A 21,313-nucleotide genomic window follows, 5' to 3' on the forward strand; every position below is an offset into this window, starting at 1 on the left:
ACTAAGAAGCGCAGGAAAAAACGTAAAATTGATTGGTAAAATCGGTGTGATAGTTTTTTTCTATTTAAGCATCATCTGCAAACCAGCCTCCTCCGGATGAGCCTTAAGCTTTTGACGGCAGTAAAGGCTAATTACGATAGTAGCCACTGCAAGAAAAACCACACCACTTACGCCGGCACCTACTATTGCTCCTGTTGATAGCTCGCTACTTTCTGTCTCCGAACCGGGTCTGTTACTGTTACCATGTGACGATTTGGCAACAACACCAGAAGTAGCCCTGGAAGGCTTAATCCTGCCATCTGTAAAAGGCATTCCTGCTTGAGAAGCTCCGGCAGTTGTTGGAAAAGGTTGGCTTATTATTGATGTCGTCAGTGTCGGAGTTATTGTTTGACTGTAGGTTGATAAAGCGGGTGTTTGTTTTTCAGGGGTTGTAGCTACCACTGTTTCTGTTGGCATGATCGCTGTTTTTGATAGCGTTGTTACTGGCAGCACCGCGCCTGTTTCAGTGGCTGCGATTGCAGCTGTTTTAGTCATTGTTGCAGAGGGGAGCCTTGTAGTGGGGTTGGTTGTAGCAGGTGGCAATGAAGTACCATCGTCAACCCACAGGTTGGGTAGAAATTCCTTTTTTACTTTGCCAGCAAAATTTGGCAGCGATGTATTTCGTATGCTGACTGTCCCAGATATGTTTTTATACTGTCCTCGAAAAAGGCTTGCCAGGCTTTCAGGTTTGCCATCCAGCGTAATACCAGCCCAGTGGACAGGCCAGCCGCCATCACGGGTCATTGATATATTGTTAAACTGACCATTGACTCGTATATATTTATATTTATTGAAATCATTAAACCTGACATAGATGGGCGTCATTATTAAGCCATAATCAGTATCTTCACTGAAAAGAGAGCCTTTAAACGTTGTATTTCTGATTCTGAACCTGACAGGGTTGACCAGAGTGATCAGCCCAGCGGCATCGTTATTCAGGTAAGGGTCAAAATTGATAATGGAAAGATTATTGATATCTACACTATTGGTGTTTACAACGTTGATAGCCGGACTAAAGACCCTATCATCTTTATCATCCCGGTATTTGATCGCAATTTTACTTATTTTAACTGAGTTAACACCATCAATATCAAAATAACTAGTAATATACTCTTTCTTTATATTCAAATTATTAAAATGAATGACTGTATTTTTACCAGAAACATTAAAAAGCCTGTCTATATTTTTATTTTTTGATGAAATCCATGTTTTAAAACTGAATCCGGAGACAATGCAATTATTGCAGTTAAAAGCAGTCCCTATAGTGTTTTCCTTTATATAGGAGGCTGTTTTATAATTTTTACCCGGCCTGAGTATGGACTGTTCCCCCTTAATATTATTAACACCGAAAATAGCAATATTGTTGCAGTTTGCGATCATAATCGGATGAGATAAGTGCTGTGTGCCACTGATGATAAAAAGTTTATTACTCTGATTTACAATAGAGATCGATGTGTTATCTGCTAACGACTTAACTTCAAAATCATCGGGATTCTTTTCAATAAATTTAAGGCATAACCGTTTGTCTGATTTAGTAAGACGGTTACAGGCTTTTCTGTTTTCTGCCCCTCGGTCAATGGGTGTCGGCGCTACCGTTTGGGTGACACTGACCGGTCTTGTCGCTGTCGGAGATGTCGGAGATGTCGGAGATGTCGGAGATATAGAGGGCAATGAGATAGTGTGGCTTGTAGAGGGATACTGTGACAGGGTCGGTATCAGCAATGCAGGAACAGTGGACGTTACATTATTAAATTGGCTGATCGACACAGACTGCGCTTCCAACCCGGTTATTTGAAGGTTTGGAAGGTTTATTATATTGGCTTTTAGAGTACCCTTATTTACCGTTAGGCCTTTGACGGTTACTGAGCCTTTAACCTGTTGATACGTTTTCATCACCATTCCTGCCCAATGACCGGGCGTACCATCAAAGCGTATGCCTTCTGCCCTTCCGGTCTTCTTCCCAAAATCAATAAAATCAAACTGATTAATAACACCCTTAACCCGGGTGTTTTTATATTTCTCAGGATTAGCAAACGAGATAAAAAGCCCTACATAAGCAGGCCGTGTTGATTCTACAATGCCACTCGATACAATATCTGCATTTAATATTGTAAAGTTGACCGGATTAATAATACTTATTGTTTTTCTAAAGGTGCCTGCTCTTCGAGAATCAATAACATGAATGTTATCTATTGAAATATTTTCAAACTTGATGTCAGGTGTATCTTCTATGGCAATTGCAGGACTCGATAATTCTTTATCATTAATATCCGAATCACTACTAGCGGTAAAGTTTGATATTACCAGTGAACTTATACCTTTAGCGAAAAAGTAACCGTCTTCAGTGTGCATATCCCCTGCTGCGTCAAGATCATTTAAATGCACGACCGAAGGGTTACCTTTTATAGTGAACATTTTTTTTATTTTTCCATTATAATTTTGAACATCTCTATTGACAGAGAAGCCCGAGATTAAGCAGCTATCACACTGATTAATACTACCTATTATCTCCTTCCCGTAATAACCTGGATGAGTTAAGCGGTATTTATAAGCTTCTTTAAAACCTTTTTGGATTATTGATTCTGGTATACCTTTCGGCTGCTCTAAAATGGTCAATTTTGGTTTTTTACCGTCAATTTTTTTTACGCCAAACAGGGCAATGCGATGCGATCTTACAATAGTGATTGGATAGGGTAAAACAGTGTCCTCATCAAGAAAGAAAAGAGTATTGCTTTTATTGTAAAGGTAAATTTCACTATCCTTTTTCAGGTCCTCTGCCTGGTAGTCTCCAGGGTATTTTTTGATAAAATCCAGACAGGGTTGCTGGTCGTTACCGGACAATCTGTCGCAAACACTACTATCAGAAGAAAATGATTCCTCAGGATAAAGCAGAAATATTAAAAGAAAAACGCCGACTAATCTCTTGATGTATTGCATAATTCACTCACGGGGTAACGGTTTTACAGCGACAGATAAGCTTAGCAAACAAGCATGAATTCAGGCTGAGCACTACGGACCAGTGTCGTAAGAACTTCCACTCTTGTTACCATTTTTATTGCTATTTTTTTACTTAAAGTTCTCACTGCCAATGAACGCAAGCCATTCCAACCTGATCAGTGCTTTACAGCAGTTTCATCACCGTTATTTTCAATCGTACCAACAACACCATCAGCCACCCACTGTAGAACACGACAGTGACTGGCCTTCTGCCTGTGAGCAGGGTGCCATCAACAGTCTGGAGCCGGCTGTCTGATCGTCAAGATGGCAGGGCTCACACCCCTGTCAATCACTTCCTTTAACGCCAGAAATTCTGCGCCAATGAATGCGGGTGCTATTCTTGATCAGGTATTAACTGTACCACTCCCTCCCTCTTCCCTTCTGGTTGTCCCTTGTCATGAATACTTTCCACAAATGCCTTCGTAAAAACATAGCTGCCTTTATATTGTTTTCCTCAATGATTTATCCGCTGTCAGCACTCTCAACGACTGACAATATAGGTATTATTGGTGCCGGTGCCGCCGGCATTTTTACGGCTTATGAAGTGGAAAAAAAATTTCCTGGTGACTTTAAAATTGATATCTATGATCAGGGGAAAGAGATAGGAGGCCATGTCTCATCAACCAATGTGACATACGGTGGAAAAGAATACACACTGGACGCAGGCGCTCAGTTTTTCAGCCACAAAGCCCAGCCTGCTTACGATGAACTCATTGAAGAAGCAGGCTTGATCGATAAAGTAAAAGCTTATCCTGCTGGCCTGACAATCTGGAATTCAGAGACTCAAAAGCATTTGTTCTGGGTGCCTTCTACCTACCCCGGCTTTGTGAAGTACAGTCTTCAGGACTGGAAGCGAATCGTTGAGTTTGGATTTTTTCTGGTTGCGGCTGAGCGATTCAATACCAAAATACCACCTGACTGGCTCATGACGGTTGATGATTTTCTTGATGGCTTAGATTTTGTCAGCACTGACTTTAAAAAAAATGTGCTTAAAAATCTCTTCTCCCAGTTTGTCTTAATGCCCTACGACCAGATCGGTAAAGCTTCAGCACTGTTTGCGATTACCTACTTTATTCAGAATGCTTTTGGACCCAAGGCAAAAAGCAAAGATGCCATTAAATTCAGCACGGCCGTGTTTAATGTGAACCAGAGTGAAATTGGTCTATTGGGCATTCTTGAAAAAGTGCTGGAAAAGTCAAAAGCTGAGAAACATACAGACTTACAAGCTATCCGCGTAGCGCCGGAACAGGAGGGTATAAAACTTCATTTTGCTGATAAAACGACAAAGCTCGTCAAACAGGTTGTTCTGGCTGGCAGCCCTGCCTCTTCTGCGGAATTACTAAAAGACAGCGTAGTCGATCCTGAGCTGAAAACACTCCTGAAGGATTTGGCTTCTCAGTACACAGAAATCACGATTACGCTGCAAAAAGACACCCCATGCTGGATGCCTCATGACCCAACCCAATGGTCAGCAGCCAATACACTCGTGAATGAATCCGCTAAAAAACTGACCTTTAGCGGCTGGATGGGTTCACTGAGCCCCCCTTACGATAAAGACCAGCTGATTCCGGTCTTTAAATCCTGGGGCTTTCCTGATCTGCCAGACAAACCATGTGCGCACATTTTCCACACTCTCCGGCACGATATAATGCAGCCTACGGTAGAGTTTATGAAGCTGCGTGAACAACTCAATCAATGGCAGGGGAAATATGGCATTTTCTACGCTGGCGGCTGGACCAACTGGTTTGACAGTCAGGAGTCTGCGCTTCGGTCTGCTAAAGCCATTGCAGCAGCAATAAAACCACAGGTGCCGGAAATCACTCAAGCAGCCAGTAGTACAGACAAAGTTTACGGACGTTCAGAACAAACTAGCGGACGTTCAGACCAGGCTGCAAAATGGCTCAGCCACCTGGCATCATACCTGGATGACTCTTTACAGAATCAGAAGAACACCCTGCAACAGATCATTGAGTGTGCTGAGAAGCCTGACTGCGATCTGTCAAAGCTCCAGCCTTTACACGACGATCTGTGATTATCATCCGATATTTATCATCCGGGATTTGCGCTGTTGTTTCTCCCGGAATCCTGCCTGGGAACCTTACGTATCAAAGCGTACTTCTGTGAGAAACAATAGTGCAGACCACCGTATCGCCGGTTACATTGAGCACGGTGCACACAGGGTCAATAATCCGGTCAACGGCAATAATGATACCCAGAGCTTCCACAGGCAGCCCCAGGGTATGCAGCAGAACGCCAATGGTCACAATGGCTCCGCCGGGAATACCACCCGCCGCAATAGCCAGTAAAAGAACAGTAAACCCCAGATCAATCAGTTCTAATCTGTTCAGAGTCAGTCCGTAAGCATCCGCGATAAAGATGGAAGCCACCACCATATAGATAGCGGCACCAGACATATTCATGGTGGCGCCCAGCGGCACAGTGAATCCGGCAATACGACTAGAGACTTTCAGTTTGTCCGTCAGCGTGCGCAGAGTCACTGGAATCGTGGCATTAGAGCTGGCTGTGGACAGGGCGAATATCATCTGTTCACGGGTTTTTCGGATAAAGTCCAGTGGGCTACGCCGGGTAGTGGCAAAAACCATCAATGGATAAAACACAAACAGCCAGACAGTAATCACCAGAAGAGCGGTTCCCACATAAGACATCACGCTCAGAATGCTTTCTATATCCAGGGTCGCAGCCATTTTGGCGGTAAGAAAAAAGACCCCCCAGGGGGCAAGAGACATGATCATACTGACCAGCTTCATCATCACATTATTGGCTATGGCAAAAGCTTTACTGACCCTGTGCGTATCCTGAATATCCAGTTTTTTGATGGCGACACCTGTGGTGATAGCCATAAACAGAATTTGCAGAATTTTTCCTTCTACAAAAGCATCAACAGGGTTCACAGGAACAATATCCACAATCATCGCCAGCAAGGATGGCGGCTCCTTAAGGCTCAGCTCGACAGAAGGGTCTGCCAGCCCCAGATCGGCCCCCAGCCCCGGCTGCAACAGGGTGGCTACAAAGATTGCAGCCACAATAGCAATAGCCGTATTCACCAGATAAAGCCCGAAGGTGAACACCCCAAGACGACCAAACTGGCTGATATCTTCCAGCGAACAGACCGCATTGACAATTGAAATAAAAATCAGCGGCATAACCACCAGTTTGATCATGTCAACAAACAGGGTGCCACCGGTCCCAAAGGTGTTTGTAATCAGCACGGTCTGCAAAAAGCCATCGGGAGCTGCAAACATCTGTATGATGCCGCCAACAAAAAGGCCCACGACCAGGGCAATCAGAATACGGGGGGCAAGCTTATTATCCATTGTGTCTGGTTCCTGAAACAGAAAATATCGACATAGCCTGAAGCTTAGCGATAACAGGCAGCATCTTCACGCTTTTCTCCGGAACACACACTCTGAATCAGGCGAGTAGATCGTTTCATGGCGCTCTACTCAGCCTGCGCAACACTTAAACAGACGCTTCTGTTAACCCGGCAGTCCCCTCTGCCTGCTCAATAGCTTTGCCTTTGGCCACCAGCCTGGCAATCACTTTGGATAACATGAAAGTCACCACCGCCATCACCAGCGCAGCCAGAGCCAGTTTGGTGAAGTAGCCGGTGTATACGGAATTAACGATCTCTTCCGTTAATTCAATATCCTTCGGCAAAGCAATTTTAGTGGAAATAACGGCCGCCAGAATGCCAGACAGTGACAAGGTAACTGCTCTCAGCCCCATGGCGAATGCAGACAGGGTCTTTGGCACCATTTCCAGAATAAAACCAACACCAAGAGCGCCTACAATCAATTCGGCAATAGCCTGGAAGAAGTGAACCATCATGATCCAGTCGGCGGAGATTTTACTGTTCTCATCAACAAACTGGGTAGACAATGCCAGCAGGCCAAAAGCAATAGCCGTGAAAACAAACGCTGCGGCAAACTTGGTGGGAATGGTTGGGTTAAAGCCCTTCTTCTCTAACCAGGAATAGGCAAAAATGACCGGTGCGCCCAGGACAAAACACCAGAGAGGGTTAAAGGCTGAGTTTGCCTCCGGAAGAATAGGGATAATGCCCAGCAGACGATCCCCCATCAGGTTAATGGCGTAAATATTCATAGACGTCATCATCTGCCCATAATAGAAATAAAAGCAGATCATGATAAACAGCATAATCAGTACACAACCCATTCTGTATTTATAAGCGGTAGATGCCTTAAAAATACAGGAAATGAAATACAGGATGGCACAGACACCCAGAGCGTAAAGCAGGTTTTTACCTTCATCCAGGTTGCTGAAAATCCAGAACACCACACCCAGCATGGCCACTGAGCCCAGCGCAAACAAAACCCAGACGGTTTTTCTCACAGGCCGTTGGTCAAAGTCATTGCCCACTGCCGTCAGCTGTCGGCGGAAAATCCAGAACATCAGCACGTTGCAGCACATCAAGGCAAAGGAAATGTAGAAGTTACCCTGGTAGGCAATGTAAGCCACAAAGAACGGGAACAGGTAGTGCGCCAGAAACGACCCGAAGTTATTAATGGAATAATTAAACGTCAGACCTTTCTGAAAATCATCCCGCTGGTCATCAGGAAAAGAGTTACCCAGCAGTACCGTCGGACAGGTAGCCGACAGTCCTCGTGCATAACAGATCACGGCAATGGACATAAGACTGAGAGGAATACTGGCAGTAGACGCACCAATACCCAGCATCAGAAAGCCAACAGCATAGATGGTATAGCCGATATAGACGGCCCGGAATGCACCAATATAACGGTCAGCGACAAAGCCCCCCACCGCGGAAAACACCGGCCCCACGGCACCAAAGGCACCCAGAACCATAATTGTGTCCGCCTCGCTGTAGTTCAGCTCATTAAGGAAGTATTTGGTGAGAAGGACATAGACGCCGTAAAAAGCGGCTCCCCAAAGAAATTGTCGCAAGATAAGCAGTCTTGCCGTTAAAGGCAGCTTGGAAATAAAACCAGACACAGTTTTCTCCCTGTTATTCTGAGAATTGATCTATTGAAATGACTTCTTATTAAAATACTGTCGTTTAATTTTTTGGTTTGGAACTATTCTTTGGAGCTATTCTTTGAAGCTATTGCTGCGGAACCCGGTTTACCCGAATCCCTCAAGGCAAGCTAAATCAGGAACAGAGCATGTGACCACCCTGCTCCCGAGAACGAACTATTAAGCGGGTTGCAAAGATGCCTCCTGGCATGCAATCGCTTCACTTCTGGCAATCAGCCTCTTAATCAGTCTGGACAGTATCAGCGTGACAAAGAACATGGCAAAAGCAGCCAGGGCCAGATTGGTAAAGTAGCCGGTATAGACGTTATTAATCACTTCCGTGGTCAACTCTATATCCTTGGGCAAAGCAATTTTGGTAGAAATGACCGCGGCCAGAATACCGGACAGTGACAGGGTAACGGCACGCAACCCCATGGCAAAGGCCGAAACACTTTTTGGCACCATCTCGATGATAAAGCCGACACCGAGAGCGCCAACAATCAGCTCCGCCACAGACTGAAAGAAATGAACCATCAGAATCCAGTTAGCGGAGAACTTACCATCGTTACCGATATATTGAGTGGAAGTCGCCAGCAGGGCAAAGGCCATGCCGCTAAAGACAAAAGCGAACGCAAACTTAGTTGGGATAGAAGGCGAGATACCCTTCTTCTCCAGCCAGGTATAAATAAAGATCATGGGCCCGCCCATAATGAAACACCACAGCGGGTTAAAGGCGGCACTGGACTCAGGCATGACCGGAATAAAGCCAAGCACCCGATCCCCCATCAAATTGATGGCGTACAGGTTCATGGAAGTCGACATCTGCCCATAATAGAAGTAGAAGCAGATCATAATGAACAGCATGACCAGCACAGAACACATCCTGTACTTATAGACAGCCGGAGCGCGGATAATCAGGGTGATAAAATAGAGAATCGCCGCCGCACCCAGAGTATAAAGCAGGTACTTACCTTCCGTCAGATTGCTGAAAACCCAAAACACCAGCCCCAGCATCGTCAGGGAAACAGCGATGAACATCATCCATACCTTGATGCTTAAAGGCTGCTGATCGTGATGGTTGCCCACTGCTCTCAACTGTTTACGGAAGATCCAGAACATCACCAGGTTGCAGCACATCAGGGTAAACGACAGAAGAAAGTTACCCTGATAGGCAATAGCGGCGATGAAGAAAGGAAACAGATAGCGTGCCGTGAAAGAGCCCAGGTTATTCAGTGAGTAGTTGACGGTAAGACCTTTCTGAAAATCTTCCCGGTGCTCGTCAGAAAACGAGTTACTCAGCAAAACCGTCGGACAGGTGGCGGACAGTCCCCGGGCGTAACCGATCAGGGCAATCGCCATGATGCTCAGGGGAATATTGACCAGCGACGCACCAACGCCTAACAGCAAAAAACCAAGGGCATAAATGGAGTAGCCAATGTGAACCGCACGGAAAGCACCAATATAACGATCCGCAAGAAAACCACCCACCGCAGAAAAAACCGGGCCTACCGCACCAAAAGCGCCCAGCATCATAATCGTGTCGGCTTCGCTGTAATTCAGCTCATTGAGAAAGTACTTGGTTAACAGTACATAGACACCATAAAAAGCGGCGCCCCAAAGTAATTGCCGAATAATCAGCACCTTTGCCGTTATGGGCAAACGATTAGCGAAGACAGACACGGTTTTCCCCAAAAAAAAATCAACTGACTCAGCAACTCAAAAAACAGAGTCAATAATGTTGAACTGCCGGTGTTGATAATGGGCGGAAGATTAACATGGGGGAAAAATCAGAAAATTGACCTGATGCAGTAATCAGTGTTTCTGACTACTTCTTCAACAAAAATACTTAAACAGAGGCGCTCATTATGAAAGTTCCGCAGAAAGGCTTCCAATAGACGAAAATATTGGAAGCCTTTGTTCTGGTGAGTGAGTGCAATGCTACTCAGGAAAACTCAGAACCAATAGCTGTACTGAGCAGCAAAGATGTAGGCATCGCCACCGGCCTCGAAGTCGTAAGTGACAGGAAGGGCACCTGCGTATTCCACTTCCTGCCCCTTCTTCTGATTACCGTCGAGATAAGCAAAACCAAAGTCAACGGTCATATTTTGCTGGAAGTTGTAAGTGGCCCCGAAGCTGTACCAGTAGCGGTCACTGTCAGGAATACTCAAAGTCCGGTGCTCACTCGGTACCGGACTCTTATCCAGTGCAACCCCGGCACGCAACGTCCACTGAGAATTCAGGTAATGGGTAACTCCCAGTGAGTAACGCCAGGCATCGTCCCAGTTCTCTTTTTTGGTAAAGCAGGCGCCATTTCCAACTTTACATAACGACGATGTGGCTTTTAACTCTTTAAAGCTGCTCCAGCCTGTACGCAACACACTGTATGAAACCGCCCACTCCGGTGCCACTTTGTGATAGCCGGACAATTCCCAGAGATCAGGAAAGTCTATATCCAGCTCGGCGGAGGTATTGGTTAATCCCTCCCTCAGAAAATCCCCTTTACCTTCGAGAGTCGTATCTATATTGGAGCGATAGGTTAACGCTATCCGGTTATCCGGATTTATTTCCCAGAGGGTTCCGACATTCCAGCCATAGCCGTAACCATCGCCTTCCATTTTAACCGCACGAGCTCCCCCGAGCACTGCTGGAGGCATGTAGCGGTTCATCTCAGCATCAGCGTACAGAACATTCACCCCGGCTCCGACACTGAACTGCTCATTTATACGGTAAGAGCCGTTTACTGCCCAGTTCACAGTCATCAGTTCCGTATTGCCGCCCCCCAGAGAGCCAATCTCTTTTGGGTACTCTGTCGACAAACCGTAGTTGGAGAATACGGAGGTTCCAACGGCAAACTTGTCATTAACTGGATGTATGTAATGGATATTCGGTACCCAGGCATCCGGGGCGATATCCTTTGCTTTACCGCTGTCTCCGGCGGTACTTGTCACATCTGCATCCACATCAGGATTTATGTAAGAGATACCACCAGAAAAGGCCGCTGTATCAAACAACGCCATAGCGGCAGGGTTTCTTGCCCCAACGGCAGCATTGTCAGCCACCGCTCCTTCTCCGGCGAAAGCTCGACCCAGGCCGGTAGCGGAGTGCTCAACCAGCTGGAAACCAGCCGCCGCCCCCTGTTGTGAGACTAAAGCAATAGTGGTCGCCAGCAGAGTTTTCTTGAGCAGGCTTTTATTATTCATGTCTACTTCCTGTTTCTTAGAATTATTATGGTTGCCTGATTTATATTTGTTGTTATCAGACGTCGCCAGAAGTATATTTCCCAACTCCGGAAACACAGTCATTATAAGTATATTCACCTAAAAATATACGTCATTGTCATTTTTTTTATTGACAGCTCCGGCAGCCACTGCAATTTTCAGAATTTTCACATAAACTTGCCTCAAAATTTCCTACCCTCCAGATAAATGAAGTAATGATGAAAGACTATGCCCTGGTCGCTGATATCGGCGGCACTAACGCACGGTTTGCCCTCAGCCATAACGATGTGCTGGACTCAAACAGCATACAGGTTCTGGCCTGTGACGATTATGAGAATCTTGACGCAGCCTTTAGCGCCTACCTTAAAGCACAAAACATCACGGTAGATGAAGCCTGCCTGGCACTGGCCTGTCCGATCAGTGAAGACATCAGCATGACCAACAACCACTGGGCGTTTAATTGCCAGTCCATGCAGGAGAAGCTGGGGCTTGAATCTTTCAAGGTTATTAACGATTTCACGGCACAGGCCCTGGCATTGCCTGCCCTTAAAGACAATGAACTCATCAAGGTGGGTCGTGGTGAAAGCCTGCAACATGCCACCCGCCTGATTATCGGGCCCGGCACCGGTCTGGGTGTAGCAGGACTGAAAGAAGTCGGCGAACACTGGCTGCCGCTGCCAGGGGAAGGCGGCCACGCTGCCCTGTCGGCGGTGAGCGATCTGGATATTGCGGTACTTCAGGAACTGCGTAAAGCATCAGACTTTATTTACTGGGAATCCATTCTCTGCGGCTCAGGCCTGGAAAGTCTGTACCGCGCCCACAGTGTTCTGGCCGGTGACAACAACACGCTCAGAGACTTTGAAATCACCCGGCAGGCACTGGCAGGTGAAAAGGTAGCGGAACAAACCCTTGAACATTTCTGCGAACTGCTCGGTCGGGCCGCCAGCAACGCAGCTCTGACACTGGGGGCTCGTGGTGGTGTTTATATTGCCGGTGGCATTATTCCCCGCTTCACGGAATTTTTTGCGGAATCCAAATTTCGTGAAGCCTTTGAAACCAACGTTAAAATGGTGGATTACCTGCAACAGATTCCAACGTACCTGGTGGTGGCTGAGAACCCCGGACTGATCGGCGCCAGCGGAGCGCTTCATAATCCTCTGGTTTAGACCATTAGCGCTGAGAGCGCTGTAGCAAAAGGGCTGCGCTCGCTACCTTTTGCTACAGGCTCCTGGAGGTAATTTCAGAATTCAGAAACTTTTGCAACAAATTGTACTCTAAAGGACTTCATAAAGGATTAATGACTTAATGGGTATTTTATGGACGCATTAGCTGCAAGACCAGACTCACCATTACCTGATGCCAACCTGAACTCGGAAGATAAAGGGGCAGAGGTAAAGAAGAAAAAGCCAAAAACATCCACAAACCTGAGTGGTCATAAGGTAGAAACGACTAAACCCTCCAAGTCTTCGGGCTCTGCGGACTCTCAGGTATTCAGGACAAAAATGAATGAGGTTTTGCTGCAACACCGGAAAATCTGCAGTCAACGCAGAATCGTGGATGCAGGTTCGGTACAAGAGTCAATAAATCATATCAGCAAATACCTGACAGACAGCCAGCTCGCCGACCCGGGCTCAGAGGAAGGCTTCAGTTATAATTTGACGACAGGCTATTCTCCGGAATCAAAAGCCCGGCTGGAAAAAATGGCTGTCCTGAAAACAATGCTGGCGGGTCAAGATAAGCTTTTTGCTGATTTTTGCGACAGCTTATTGCCCCGTCGCCGCCAAAGAAGAGAATCAGGCGTAAGAGGAATAAGGTCTGAGAACCTGGACAGGGAAAGCTCGCAAGAAGCAAAGCAGGAACTTCTGGAGCAGATCCATTGCACAAAAATAGTTTACAGAAAACTATGCCAAAACCGTCTGGCCGAATGCCAGCACAGTTTCACAAGCTTACCTGAAACTCATGCCAAAGCAGAAGCATACGGTCACTACGAAACATTTATTTCAGAAACATTAGAATTAGTCCATTTGCGGCACGAGTTAATGAATAAAAACATGGAAATAGAAAAAAAACTGGAAGATTCAATAAAATACACCAAAAAGCAAAGCCCAAAAATGACTGCTTTAAAAGGCCGCATAAAAATAATAAATAACGAGAAAGAAGAATTAAAAGATACTCACGACCAGATAAACAACAGTTTATTAACATCATTATTAACCAAAGCCACTACGTACTATCGCAACACAAACAATGAACAAGCCTTAAACGAGCTAATAGACAAAAACAAAGAAGGCTTCTTAATCTGGTTACAAAACATCGATCCGGAAGAAATAACTGGATACAAATTGCGACTAAAAATTGGTATGTGCATGGATTTTGGAGAACTACCGACGCTTCAGAAATTATTAAACCACTTACTACTGAAAATCGAAGAACAGAGTTTTGAAGACAAAGAGATATTATTGATTTTGATTAATTGCAGGAAGTCATTCCATACACTTTCTGAAAGCAAAGCATTAACAGAAAATCAGGAAAATATCACTCAACTAAAAACAATCGTAGCAACATTCGGTCAAATCATTGATAAAGTCATTGAGCACGATAGTATTTCAAAGGAAGATCAGGCACTTCTGAAGGATGTTTTCAACATTGAGTATCAGTTAACAATGGATATGACGCTTTTAAAGTTTGACTACATTATTGCGACTCTTAATAGTATCGGAACCAACCTGGTAATTGATGAGCAAAAAGAAGCTCTCAAAGCTCAACAACAGGCTGAAAGACAGCCACGCGGCCAAAGAAAAAAACATAAGGCTACCCAGAAAAAACAAAGTCAGCCTCAGCCTCAGAAAAAGCAGGCGCAGGAGCTGACAGCAGCGACTCCATTGCCTCTCCCGACATCAACAGAACAAGAAATTCCACCGGTGGTTAAAGAGGCATTGGAAGCCTTTGCCAATAAAAAAACTCTCAGTGAAATATCCGGTATCCTTTCTCCATTAATCAATGATTCAACTGCCAGTAAATTTGCCAGGGCTCAGGCCTGCTATTGTTACGCCGACCTGGTCAGGGTTGAACTGTCCCGAGCGGTACGGAAAAACTGTGAAAATGTGGTTGTTTTTTATCAATACGGCGAATCAATACGACAAGCCGGATCATCTCCCGCAGCCTCAATGCCAGAGCTGGCGATGTTGGACAAATTCACTGAAGCGATAAAAGAACTCTCTACCTCCCAATCACTATTTCACTTAATTGAAAGCATGACCGAATCATTTAGCCAGGCACTTGATATTATCGCCACAGAAAGCGAGCCGGAGCCAGATTTTCTGGAAGCTCTGGATCGGCTCCACATCAGAATACAACTGTTAACGTCCAATATGAATGCGATTGCCACCTGCTGTGCCAACTCTCAGCTAATTTATAAAGAAAGGGGTGAGCTGCTGAAAGTCCATAAAAAAGCTGGCCGCCAGGGCAAGATGGTTGTTAACGAACAACGCGATATTGAACACAATATACAATCTATTGAGAGCGTCGGCGTGCAGCTAAATAGTTATCTGAAACCTTTGAACGACAAACTGGCGTCTACAAAACACTTACTGGAAAGCAGACGCAACGCCTGGATGCCACAGCAGGATAATGCCCTATAACCCGACTCATCAATGACTGGCCACGTGACTGCTCCCCGCCTTATCAGGCGAGGCTTCTAATTTCGCAGGCTACAGCCAGTTGATATCAACCGGACTTACATAGAAGCCTCCATCAGCAGAACCGGACAGCCCTTCCGGTTTTAATTGGTCTTTGATCGGTTCGCTGGGTATCTATACGGTTCCCTCTACGATGCGTTTCAATAACGACTTTCGCGGGTCTTCTAGCCCAACAGGTAGATCATCTACCTTGAATTTTTTGTTTCGCAGCGCTTGGTTTTCGTCACCGCTAGTCCCAACTCAGGGACAGACCTGCGAAAAATATAACCTATTGCATGTATACGGTCAACCGGAAGGCTCTGCGCCTTCCCGCCTTATATCCCCGCCCGCATTGGGCGAGGGTTTACGGCGATTTTGCTAATCATCCTCTCCCACAGGACTTGTTGGGTCATCAAACGCCTGTGCGCTCCCTTTAAGCGGTTCCAGGGGGCTTCTGGCCGTGTCATCACTATTGGAAGTCTGACCATTGGCGTCATTAACAAATAATTCTTTGAAGAAAATACGACCGCCGCTCGACAGTATGTAGCGCTCTTGAATCGTCCTATGAAATATTCCCCGCTCAACCATGATGCTGTTTACCGGCTTTGTTAGTGGTTGCTGTAGCCCACAGGCTTTCATGATCTGACGGACTTCTTCTAACTCACCAATAGCGTCTATATCCCTGGCACTGACTCCACCCTTGTCATCAAAAAGTATGCCCGGGCTGATTCCCTGCGTGCAAAGGCCTCTACCTACCATCAATAGCAATACCTGAATATTGGCAGCCACATCATTCAGTTCTTCTGCTCTGTCTGACCGGGATACAAAAAAGGCATCACCATTGACTGAACGAATCTCAAAGCCAATCAAGCTGTAAAATTCACGATATTTATCAATATTATCCACCAGCTCACGGAACTTATGTGATGGCTGTAGCTCTCCATCAATGTAGTCGTGCTCATTGATTATTTTGCCACTGATAAAGTCTTTATAAATTGCCCGTGAAGCAAATTCATCTAAACCAAAATTATCCATTAGCAGGGTTCTCCAACTGCTTCACCATATAGGTCAGTTTCTGAGATTTGTATATGATCTCTTTACGAACCAGCGTTGCTTTTATGCAGTGCCCTTTGCCAGCAAAGTGCAGTGCGTCATAGATATCTCGCAGCCGATAATCATCCAGTTTCACCATTAAATGATCATGAATGGCTTGATAAAGGTCACTCTCCGCACACGACGGGTTAAAGCCTGTCATTGCCTTCTTTATGCGTAATACTCGCTGCTTCTTTCTCAACGCACTCTGTACAGACCCGGTTCTTTTGGCAGGAGTGCGTTTGCGTGTTGCCAGTGCATCCGCCTTATCCTGCTTACCCCTGATGTACTCCACAACATAGCGATCATCCAGGGCATCCGGGAACTCCAGCGTACTACTGGTCAGACCCGATCTGGCCCAGTTATTAAGTCCCCAAAACATCCGTGCGCTTGAGAATAGCGGATCGCCCGACGGTAGCTGTTTTCCTTTGAGCTTTGTATCCAGACGGGAAACCACCTTGCCATAAAGCTCATTGAACTGCTTTTCAATCGTATCGTAGAGCTCGCGTTGTTGTCGGTCCATCTCCACGTACCGATACAAACGCTTGCGGATATTTTTAATGACCTCGGAATACGACAGCAGCTTCATCTCAATGGCGGAGATGCTTGCCAGCTCATTGTGAAAGGTGGTACGCCTGAAGCTCTCTTTAATTTTTCGAATCAAATACATTGCAGAAGCATCGGCAGCCATGGCTTTCTCATTGAGAAAACGGAGGGTTGGCTGAATGTTCCGTTTCGATATACGAATAATCTCGTCTAATGCGTTCCTGACCTGATCGCTCATAATGAGCTGGTTAAAGTCATGGCTGTCAACAATTTCTGAAAGCCGCTTTGAACTCCCCTCTAGCGCCCTGACGTTATGATCTATTTTTCCAAGAATGTCCTGGAGAGTATCCATTAAAGCTGCCATATTCTCCTGAAAGTCAGGATCGTAGCGGTCGTAAGCCCCACCCTTTTTAATGAAGTAATCATACAGGCTGCGCATTTGTGCATAAATAATGTCCAGGTCAGGCTGTCCAAGTTCCCGAATCCGTTTCGAGTCAAGAGCCTGAATCGTCTCTAACAGACTTTTCTGAAGAGCAAACACACCTTTACTGTCGTTAATAAAACTCAACAAACCGCATGCGGACATATTGCTGACATCCAGTGCCGATGCAATGCGCTGTCGGTCATTCCTGTCGAGTATATTTTGCTCCAGATAATACTGGAGAACGGATTCGTAAGTAGATATCTGAAAACCAACAACCGTTTTGGATGGGTCGCTGTAATGATCCAGCATGGTATAAAAAACATCCACATGCTGAAAAATGGTAACGACTGTATTTTGAGCGTTCGTTTCCATTACTCTGCCCCAACGACATCATCACTCAGATTTTCCAGACGCTCCTCCATGCCCGGGAAATAGATCGCCTCTGCTTTACCCATAATTTCAGCATCCGTTGCCTTAAAGATGGACAGGTCGTGATAGACCGAAAGCACACTGGCTATAACCCCGGTGGGCTCAGGGTTAGCAGCAAAAAGTACCAGCCCATGCTCTTCCATCACTTTAAGCACTTCACGCAGGTTTCTTTCATCGAGACTGCCCACTTCATCAAAAATAACCGGCATGGCGAGACTTAAATCTTCCGGAATCATATGCTTCAGCAGCAGGGCAAGCAGCACGGCATTGACCATGCAGTTTGTGCCGTTGGATTGGGGGATCTCCTCCTTTTTCCCGTTTCTGTTAAACCGGTAGGAGACCTTTTGAATAATCCTGGCGATATCGACCTTTCCTGATCGTTGTATATAAAACTCTGACTGAAAGGCTGAAATCTGTTTATAAAAGTCTTCGGTTAATAATGAGTCTGTTTTATTGGCAACAAGCCCTAACGTACGAGCCATATTGACGTATTGAGGGTGCAGTTCCGCCACAAGCTCAACATTATCAAGGTTCGAGATACTGTAACCACCCAGCTCCTGATTGATTTTATCAATGAATGACTCAACCACGCCTTTCACTTTTTCAATCATGCTGGCGGTTATGGCAGCATGATTATTGTGGTCTTTAAGTCTTTGCTTATAGTTTTCCGTGGAGCTGTCAAGATTCTCATAAACCGTTTGCAGGGCGGCATAATGGATTTCAAACGCCTGCTTTTGGGTGGTGATTGCATGACGATCCTCTGGTGTCGAGTCAACAATCCCATGTTCCAGCAATAAATGGAGCGCCTCTATGGCATCATCCCGGGAGGAACGAGTCTCCCTCATTCTTGCGCGTAATCCGTCAATATCGCTTCGAGTCTGTTCAGGTTGGTAGGCAGGGAGAAGGGAAGCTGGCTGCTCAGACACAACAGTTTCTACATCAAGCATTTGGGATGACTCTCCCGCCAGGCGCCTCAACTCGTCCATGTACCCTTTGGCAGCGCCGAGCGGCTGGGTCAGTGTCTGTTCCCGCTCTTTTAATTTATTGTACGCAAGCTGCAATTCAGAACGCTTATCCCGAGCCTCATCATAGGCTGTTTTTTGTTCTTCAGACAGTGCCTGTAACAGTTTGCGATTTTCAATCGATTCATCATACTGATCTCTGTAGCCATCTATCCCTTTTATGATGGTCTTCTCACCCTGAAGCTCACTATAGTCCTCCTCGTATTCTTGCAGTTTTCTTGACCGCTCAGCGGGTGAAAGAACAGCGTTCTGGTTTAGCTTACTGAGTTGTTTCCGGTCACCTTTAAGCTCACTTTCCAGCTCTTCAATACGCTTTTGAATTTTAATTCGAGACTCGTCCTTGCTGTAAGACTGAAACTCTGTGCCCTCCAATGAACTACCGCAAAAACTTATGCGCTGACCATCTTGACTGAACAGCCCTGCAAACGCTTCAATAATGCCGGTCTGCTGATCACTGATACTCAGATCTAATTGAGTAAAACTGTTATTGATACTTATCAGGACAGATGCTGCGTGCCCACTCAGACTATCCAGAAATGAATGACCACTATCAAGCCTGGCCAACGCACTTTTGCGGTCACGAATAGCATCGTCTTTATCTTTAATTGATTTGTTCAGACGATCCATGGAGGCAATCGCCTGCCCCTGGTCCTTAAGCGACTGTATATCTTCTGAGCATTTTTTTAACTCGTCGCTGATAGCCTTCAGAATTGCGTCATCCGTCGTATCGTTGGCCGGGCAAAGTGGCCTCAGGCGGCTTCTCACAAAATCAGCTTTATTCAGCTTTTTTTCCAGGCTGGCAATTAGTTTATCCGCTGCTCTCAAGTCACTCTGGGTCTGCTCGCTGGTTCTTTTAGCCGCATTATATTCAGAAACAAACTGGTTATACTCAGCTTCGGCAGCCCGGGTTCTGGAGCTGACTTCTTCCAGCTGCCGCCCGTAATGTTTTATGGCTTCGTGAACCGTCAGGGTCGTTGTAGCAAAGTCACTCTGAAGAGACTTTCTCAGCTCCGAATAACGTTTTCTTTCCGTCTTCAGTAGCTGCCATCTATCCTGATAAGCTGCAACTTTCTTGAGCTTGCTATCCGTTTCTTTAAGCTGCTCCCATTCATCAAGGGCATTGTCAATATCAAGGAAAATACCATCATCATTTTTTTTAACCACACTCATACCCATACCATCAATGATGGAGCCTATGGCACTGGGCAGTGTGGTGGTTGATGCATCACCAAGGCTGAAGGCCATGCCGAGCAAGGCTCTTACTGTGTCAACACTGGCATCACTGAATTTTTTGACCATAGGCAGCAGGCTAAAGCGCGTATGATCTTCTGCGGCGGAGGTTCGGGTGTAAATAGCTTCCCCAATAGACTTTCGGTCATTAAAAATTACGCCGCCATAATTTTTAATCAACTTCTTTTTGATATCACTGATGCCTATGTCTGATTGATGCTGTCCTGCCTTCTCATTGCTGGCAGAGCTGGCATTCCAGAACAAGTGCTCGATGTCATCATAGGTCTTAGGCACAGCTATGCGTTCGTACCCAAAGTCAGTTGTGCGATAAAGCACCCAGCAAAAGCTGTGCTTTGGGTTTGAGGCATTGCAGATAATGTACGACTCTGTACCGGGGAAGTAGTACTGGTAAGAGTCTATGTTGGAGTAGTATTTTCCTCCGGAAGAGAATCCAAATTTTGCTTTACAATCCTTGAAATTAATTTCAGGCAGGAGGAACAGCTTCAGCGCGGAGAGTGTTGATGTCTTACCGCTATTGTTATCCGAGAGCAGCGCCGCATGGCTGTCTACCGGTAAGCGGGCATAATAATTGGAACCGCTATTAATAAATATCAGTTCGTGTATTTTATACTCGCTCGTCAAATCCAGTTTGAACATATCATCTCGCAGCACGGTAACTCTCCTGTTCCAGCGTTTTTTTGTAATATTGAATGGCAGAAATCACCCGGTCAGTGACTGGGGAAAGCCCATGCATACGCAACAATCCTTCAAGCTCTTTCTCTCCTGCATCTCTGCGTGATACACGCAAGCGCCGGGTTAAGTCATCAGGCACCAGGTAGCGAAGAGAGCCCTGGGGGATACCACCCGACAGCAGGTTGGCGTATATTTTCACGCCACCAAGATCGACATCCAGTAGACACATCACCTCACCCTTAAAGGATTTCAGGTAAGGAATGATTAACCGGTTAGAGATACTGTTACCCGCCCCCATGATGAATTCAATATCTTCAACGGGACAGGTCACTCCACAAAATTCTTTTACGAACCGGTAGGTGTCGTCTTTATTCAAAAAACACTCAAGGTTTTCAATAATCAGGGCATGACGTTTGTTGGGTTGAGGTATTTCCCTGTCTGCCATAAATACATGGTTATAAGGTGTTGCATCGTGAACACCCCAGGCGGCCAGCATGGCTCCATTAACACGGGTTAAGTGTGTATTCCCGGTGATGCTAGCGGCACTTCGGCTGCTAAGATCAGATGGCTCTGCAAATTTCTGCAACAGGTCAAAGCTTTGCTCATCCTTAATAACGACTTGATAGTCCTTGTCGCCATAGGCTTTAGCAGACAGGGCATCATTAATCAGCGCTTCCGTTGCACCTGTTTTGAGAAGCCGGGTTTTCAGTGCTCGCCAGTCTACACTGCGACCTTTTTTGATTGCATCAAAACCTTCTGCCAGCCTTTTTCTCATTCACAACCCTCACTCACCAAAACAAACAACGCAAAGCTGCATTTATCGTATCATATGATATGATAATAAAATTAATCAAACATTAATCTTAAGTACTTATCGAGACATAATTACTATTTTATCGTACTATATGAAGCGATAAAATTTAGATCAAAATA

Annotated in this window: 13 protein-coding genes; 4 read left to right on the top strand and 9 right to left on the bottom strand. The window is 45.7% G+C overall.

Annotation, left to right across the window (positions count from 1 at the left end):
• Positions 1 to 60: 60 nt before the first annotated feature.
• Positions 61 to 2,976 carry a hypothetical protein gene (locus tag NX720_RS06880; protein ID WP_262600273.1) on the bottom strand — a complete coding sequence of 972 codons (2,916 nt, stop codon included), beginning with the start codon at positions 2,974 to 2,976 and terminating at the stop codon, positions 61 to 63.
• A gap of 151 nt (positions 2,977 to 3,127) precedes the next feature.
• On the opposite strand from NX720_RS06880, the gene NX720_RS06885 reads away from it, so the two are divergent.
• Both NX720_RS06885 and NX720_RS06890 read left to right on the top strand, forming a co-directional pair.
• Complete coding sequence (locus tag NX720_RS06885; RefSeq protein WP_262600274.1) at positions 3,128 to 3,292, top strand: SecY-interacting protein Syd; 165 nt, start codon at positions 3,128 to 3,130, stop codon at positions 3,290 to 3,292.
• Between the two features lie 201 nt (positions 3,293 to 3,493).
• On the top strand, positions 3,494 to 5,068 hold the full coding sequence (locus tag NX720_RS06890) for an FAD-dependent oxidoreductase (protein ID WP_262600275.1): 1,575 nt from the start codon (positions 3,494 to 3,496) through the stop codon (positions 5,066 to 5,068).
• Positions 5,069 to 5,141: 73 nt separating this feature from the next.
• Here the strand turns inward: NX720_RS06890 and NX720_RS06895 are convergent, their stop codons facing one another.
• The 4 genes from NX720_RS06895 to NX720_RS06910 all read right to left on the bottom strand — a co-directional run bounded on the left by NX720_RS06895 (position 5,142) and on the right by NX720_RS06910 (position 11,249).
• On the bottom strand, positions 5,142 to 6,371 hold the full coding sequence (locus tag NX720_RS06895; RefSeq protein ID WP_262600276.1) for a dicarboxylate/amino acid:cation symporter: 1,230 nt from the start codon (positions 6,369 to 6,371) through the stop codon (positions 5,142 to 5,144).
• A 145-nt stretch (positions 6,372 to 6,516) separates the two neighbouring features.
• Positions 6,517 to 8,028: a peptide MFS transporter gene (locus tag NX720_RS06900; RefSeq protein WP_262600277.1), complete on the bottom strand. Its 1,512-nt coding sequence runs from the start codon at positions 8,026 to 8,028 to the stop codon at positions 6,517 to 6,519.
• Positions 8,029 to 8,229: 201 nt separating this feature from the next.
• Positions 8,230 to 9,729: a peptide MFS transporter gene (locus NX720_RS06905; RefSeq protein ID WP_262600278.1), complete on the bottom strand. Its 1,500-nt coding sequence runs from the start codon at positions 9,727 to 9,729 to the stop codon at positions 8,230 to 8,232.
• Between the two features lie 272 nt (positions 9,730 to 10,001).
• A complete protein-coding gene (locus NX720_RS06910; RefSeq protein WP_262600280.1) occupies positions 10,002 to 11,249 on the bottom strand; it encodes an outer membrane protein transport protein in 1,248 nt (415 codons plus the stop codon).
• A 233-nt stretch (positions 11,250 to 11,482) separates the two neighbouring features.
• Between NX720_RS06910 and glk the strand changes: the two genes are divergently transcribed.
• Both glk and NX720_RS06920 read left to right on the top strand, forming a co-directional pair.
• Entirely contained in the window at positions 11,483 to 12,433 is a 951-nt protein-coding gene (glk, locus tag NX720_RS06915; protein ID WP_262600281.1) for a glucokinase, read from the top strand.
• A 534-nt stretch (positions 12,434 to 12,967) separates the two neighbouring features.
• The gene (locus tag NX720_RS06920) at positions 12,968 to 14,908 is read left to right on the top strand and encodes a hypothetical protein (RefSeq protein ID WP_262600282.1); all 1,941 of its coding nucleotides are present in this window, start codon (positions 12,968 to 12,970) and stop codon (positions 14,906 to 14,908) included.
• Positions 14,909 to 15,322: 414 nt separating this feature from the next.
• Here the strand turns inward: NX720_RS06920 and NX720_RS06925 are convergent, their stop codons facing one another.
• Genes NX720_RS06925 through NX720_RS06940 form a run of 4 tightly spaced genes read right to left on the bottom strand, consistent with a single transcriptional unit; the run spans position 15,323 to position 21,155 of the window.
• Positions 15,323 to 15,979 (bottom strand): condensin complex protein MksE, encoded by a 657-nt coding sequence (locus tag NX720_RS06925; protein ID WP_262600283.1) that lies wholly within the window; start codon positions 15,977 to 15,979, stop codon positions 15,323 to 15,325.
• Positions 15,972 to 17,378 (bottom strand): hypothetical protein, encoded by a 1,407-nt coding sequence (locus NX720_RS06930; RefSeq protein WP_262600284.1) that lies wholly within the window; start codon positions 17,376 to 17,378, stop codon positions 15,972 to 15,974. The genes NX720_RS06925 and NX720_RS06930 overlap by 8 nt, the downstream gene beginning before the upstream one ends.
• Positions 17,378 to 20,359 carry a coiled-coil domain-containing protein gene (locus tag NX720_RS06935; protein ID WP_262600286.1) on the bottom strand — a complete coding sequence of 994 codons (2,982 nt, stop codon included), beginning with the start codon at positions 20,357 to 20,359 and terminating at the stop codon, positions 17,378 to 17,380. The genes NX720_RS06930 and NX720_RS06935 overlap by 1 nt, the downstream gene beginning before the upstream one ends.
• Positions 20,346 to 21,155 (bottom strand): hypothetical protein, encoded by an 810-nt coding sequence (locus NX720_RS06940; protein WP_262600287.1) that lies wholly within the window; start codon positions 21,153 to 21,155, stop codon positions 20,346 to 20,348. Before NX720_RS06940 ends, NX720_RS06935 begins: the two co-directional genes overlap by 14 nt.
• Positions 21,156 to 21,313: the final 158 nt, after the last annotated feature.

The sequence above is a fragment of the Endozoicomonas euniceicola genome (assembly GCF_025562755.1).
Classification (GTDB): domain Bacteria; phylum Pseudomonadota; class Gammaproteobacteria; order Pseudomonadales; family Endozoicomonadaceae; genus Endozoicomonas_A; species Endozoicomonas_A euniceicola.

What these genes read in the sequence shown, in the direction of transcription:
- NX720_RS06890 (WP_262600275.1), top strand. Translation starts at nt 3,494, where the DNA reads ATGATTTATCCGCTGTCAGCACTCTCAACGACTGACAATATAGGTATT.
- NX720_RS06885 (WP_262600274.1), top strand. Translation starts at nt 3,128, where the DNA reads ATGAACGCAAGCCATTCCAACCTGATCAGTGCTTTACAGCAGTTTCAT.
- NX720_RS06910 (WP_262600280.1), bottom strand. Translation starts at nt 11,249, where the DNA reads ATGAATAATAAAAGCCTGCTCAAGAAAACTCTGCTGGCGACCACTATT.
- NX720_RS06880 (WP_262600273.1), bottom strand. Translation starts at nt 2,976, where the DNA reads ATGCAATACATCAAGAGATTAGTCGGCGTTTTTCTTTTAATATTTCTG.
- glk (WP_262600281.1), top strand. Translation starts at nt 11,483, where the DNA reads ATGATGAAAGACTATGCCCTGGTCGCTGATATCGGCGGCACTAACGCA.
- NX720_RS06920 (WP_262600282.1), top strand. Translation starts at nt 12,968, where the DNA reads ATGGCTGTCCTGAAAACAATGCTGGCGGGTCAAGATAAGCTTTTTGCT.
- NX720_RS06895 (WP_262600276.1), bottom strand. Translation starts at nt 6,371, where the DNA reads ATGGATAATAAGCTTGCCCCCCGTATTCTGATTGCCCTGGTCGTGGGC.
- NX720_RS06930 (WP_262600284.1), bottom strand. Translation starts at nt 17,378, where the DNA reads ATGGAAACGAACGCTCAAAATACAGTCGTTACCATTTTTCAGCATGTG.
- NX720_RS06940 (WP_262600287.1), bottom strand. Translation starts at nt 21,155, where the DNA reads ATGAGAAAAAGGCTGGCAGAAGGTTTTGATGCAATCAAAAAAGGTCGC.
- NX720_RS06925 (WP_262600283.1), bottom strand. Translation starts at nt 15,979, where the DNA reads ATGGATAATTTTGGTTTAGATGAATTTGCTTCACGGGCAATTTATAAA.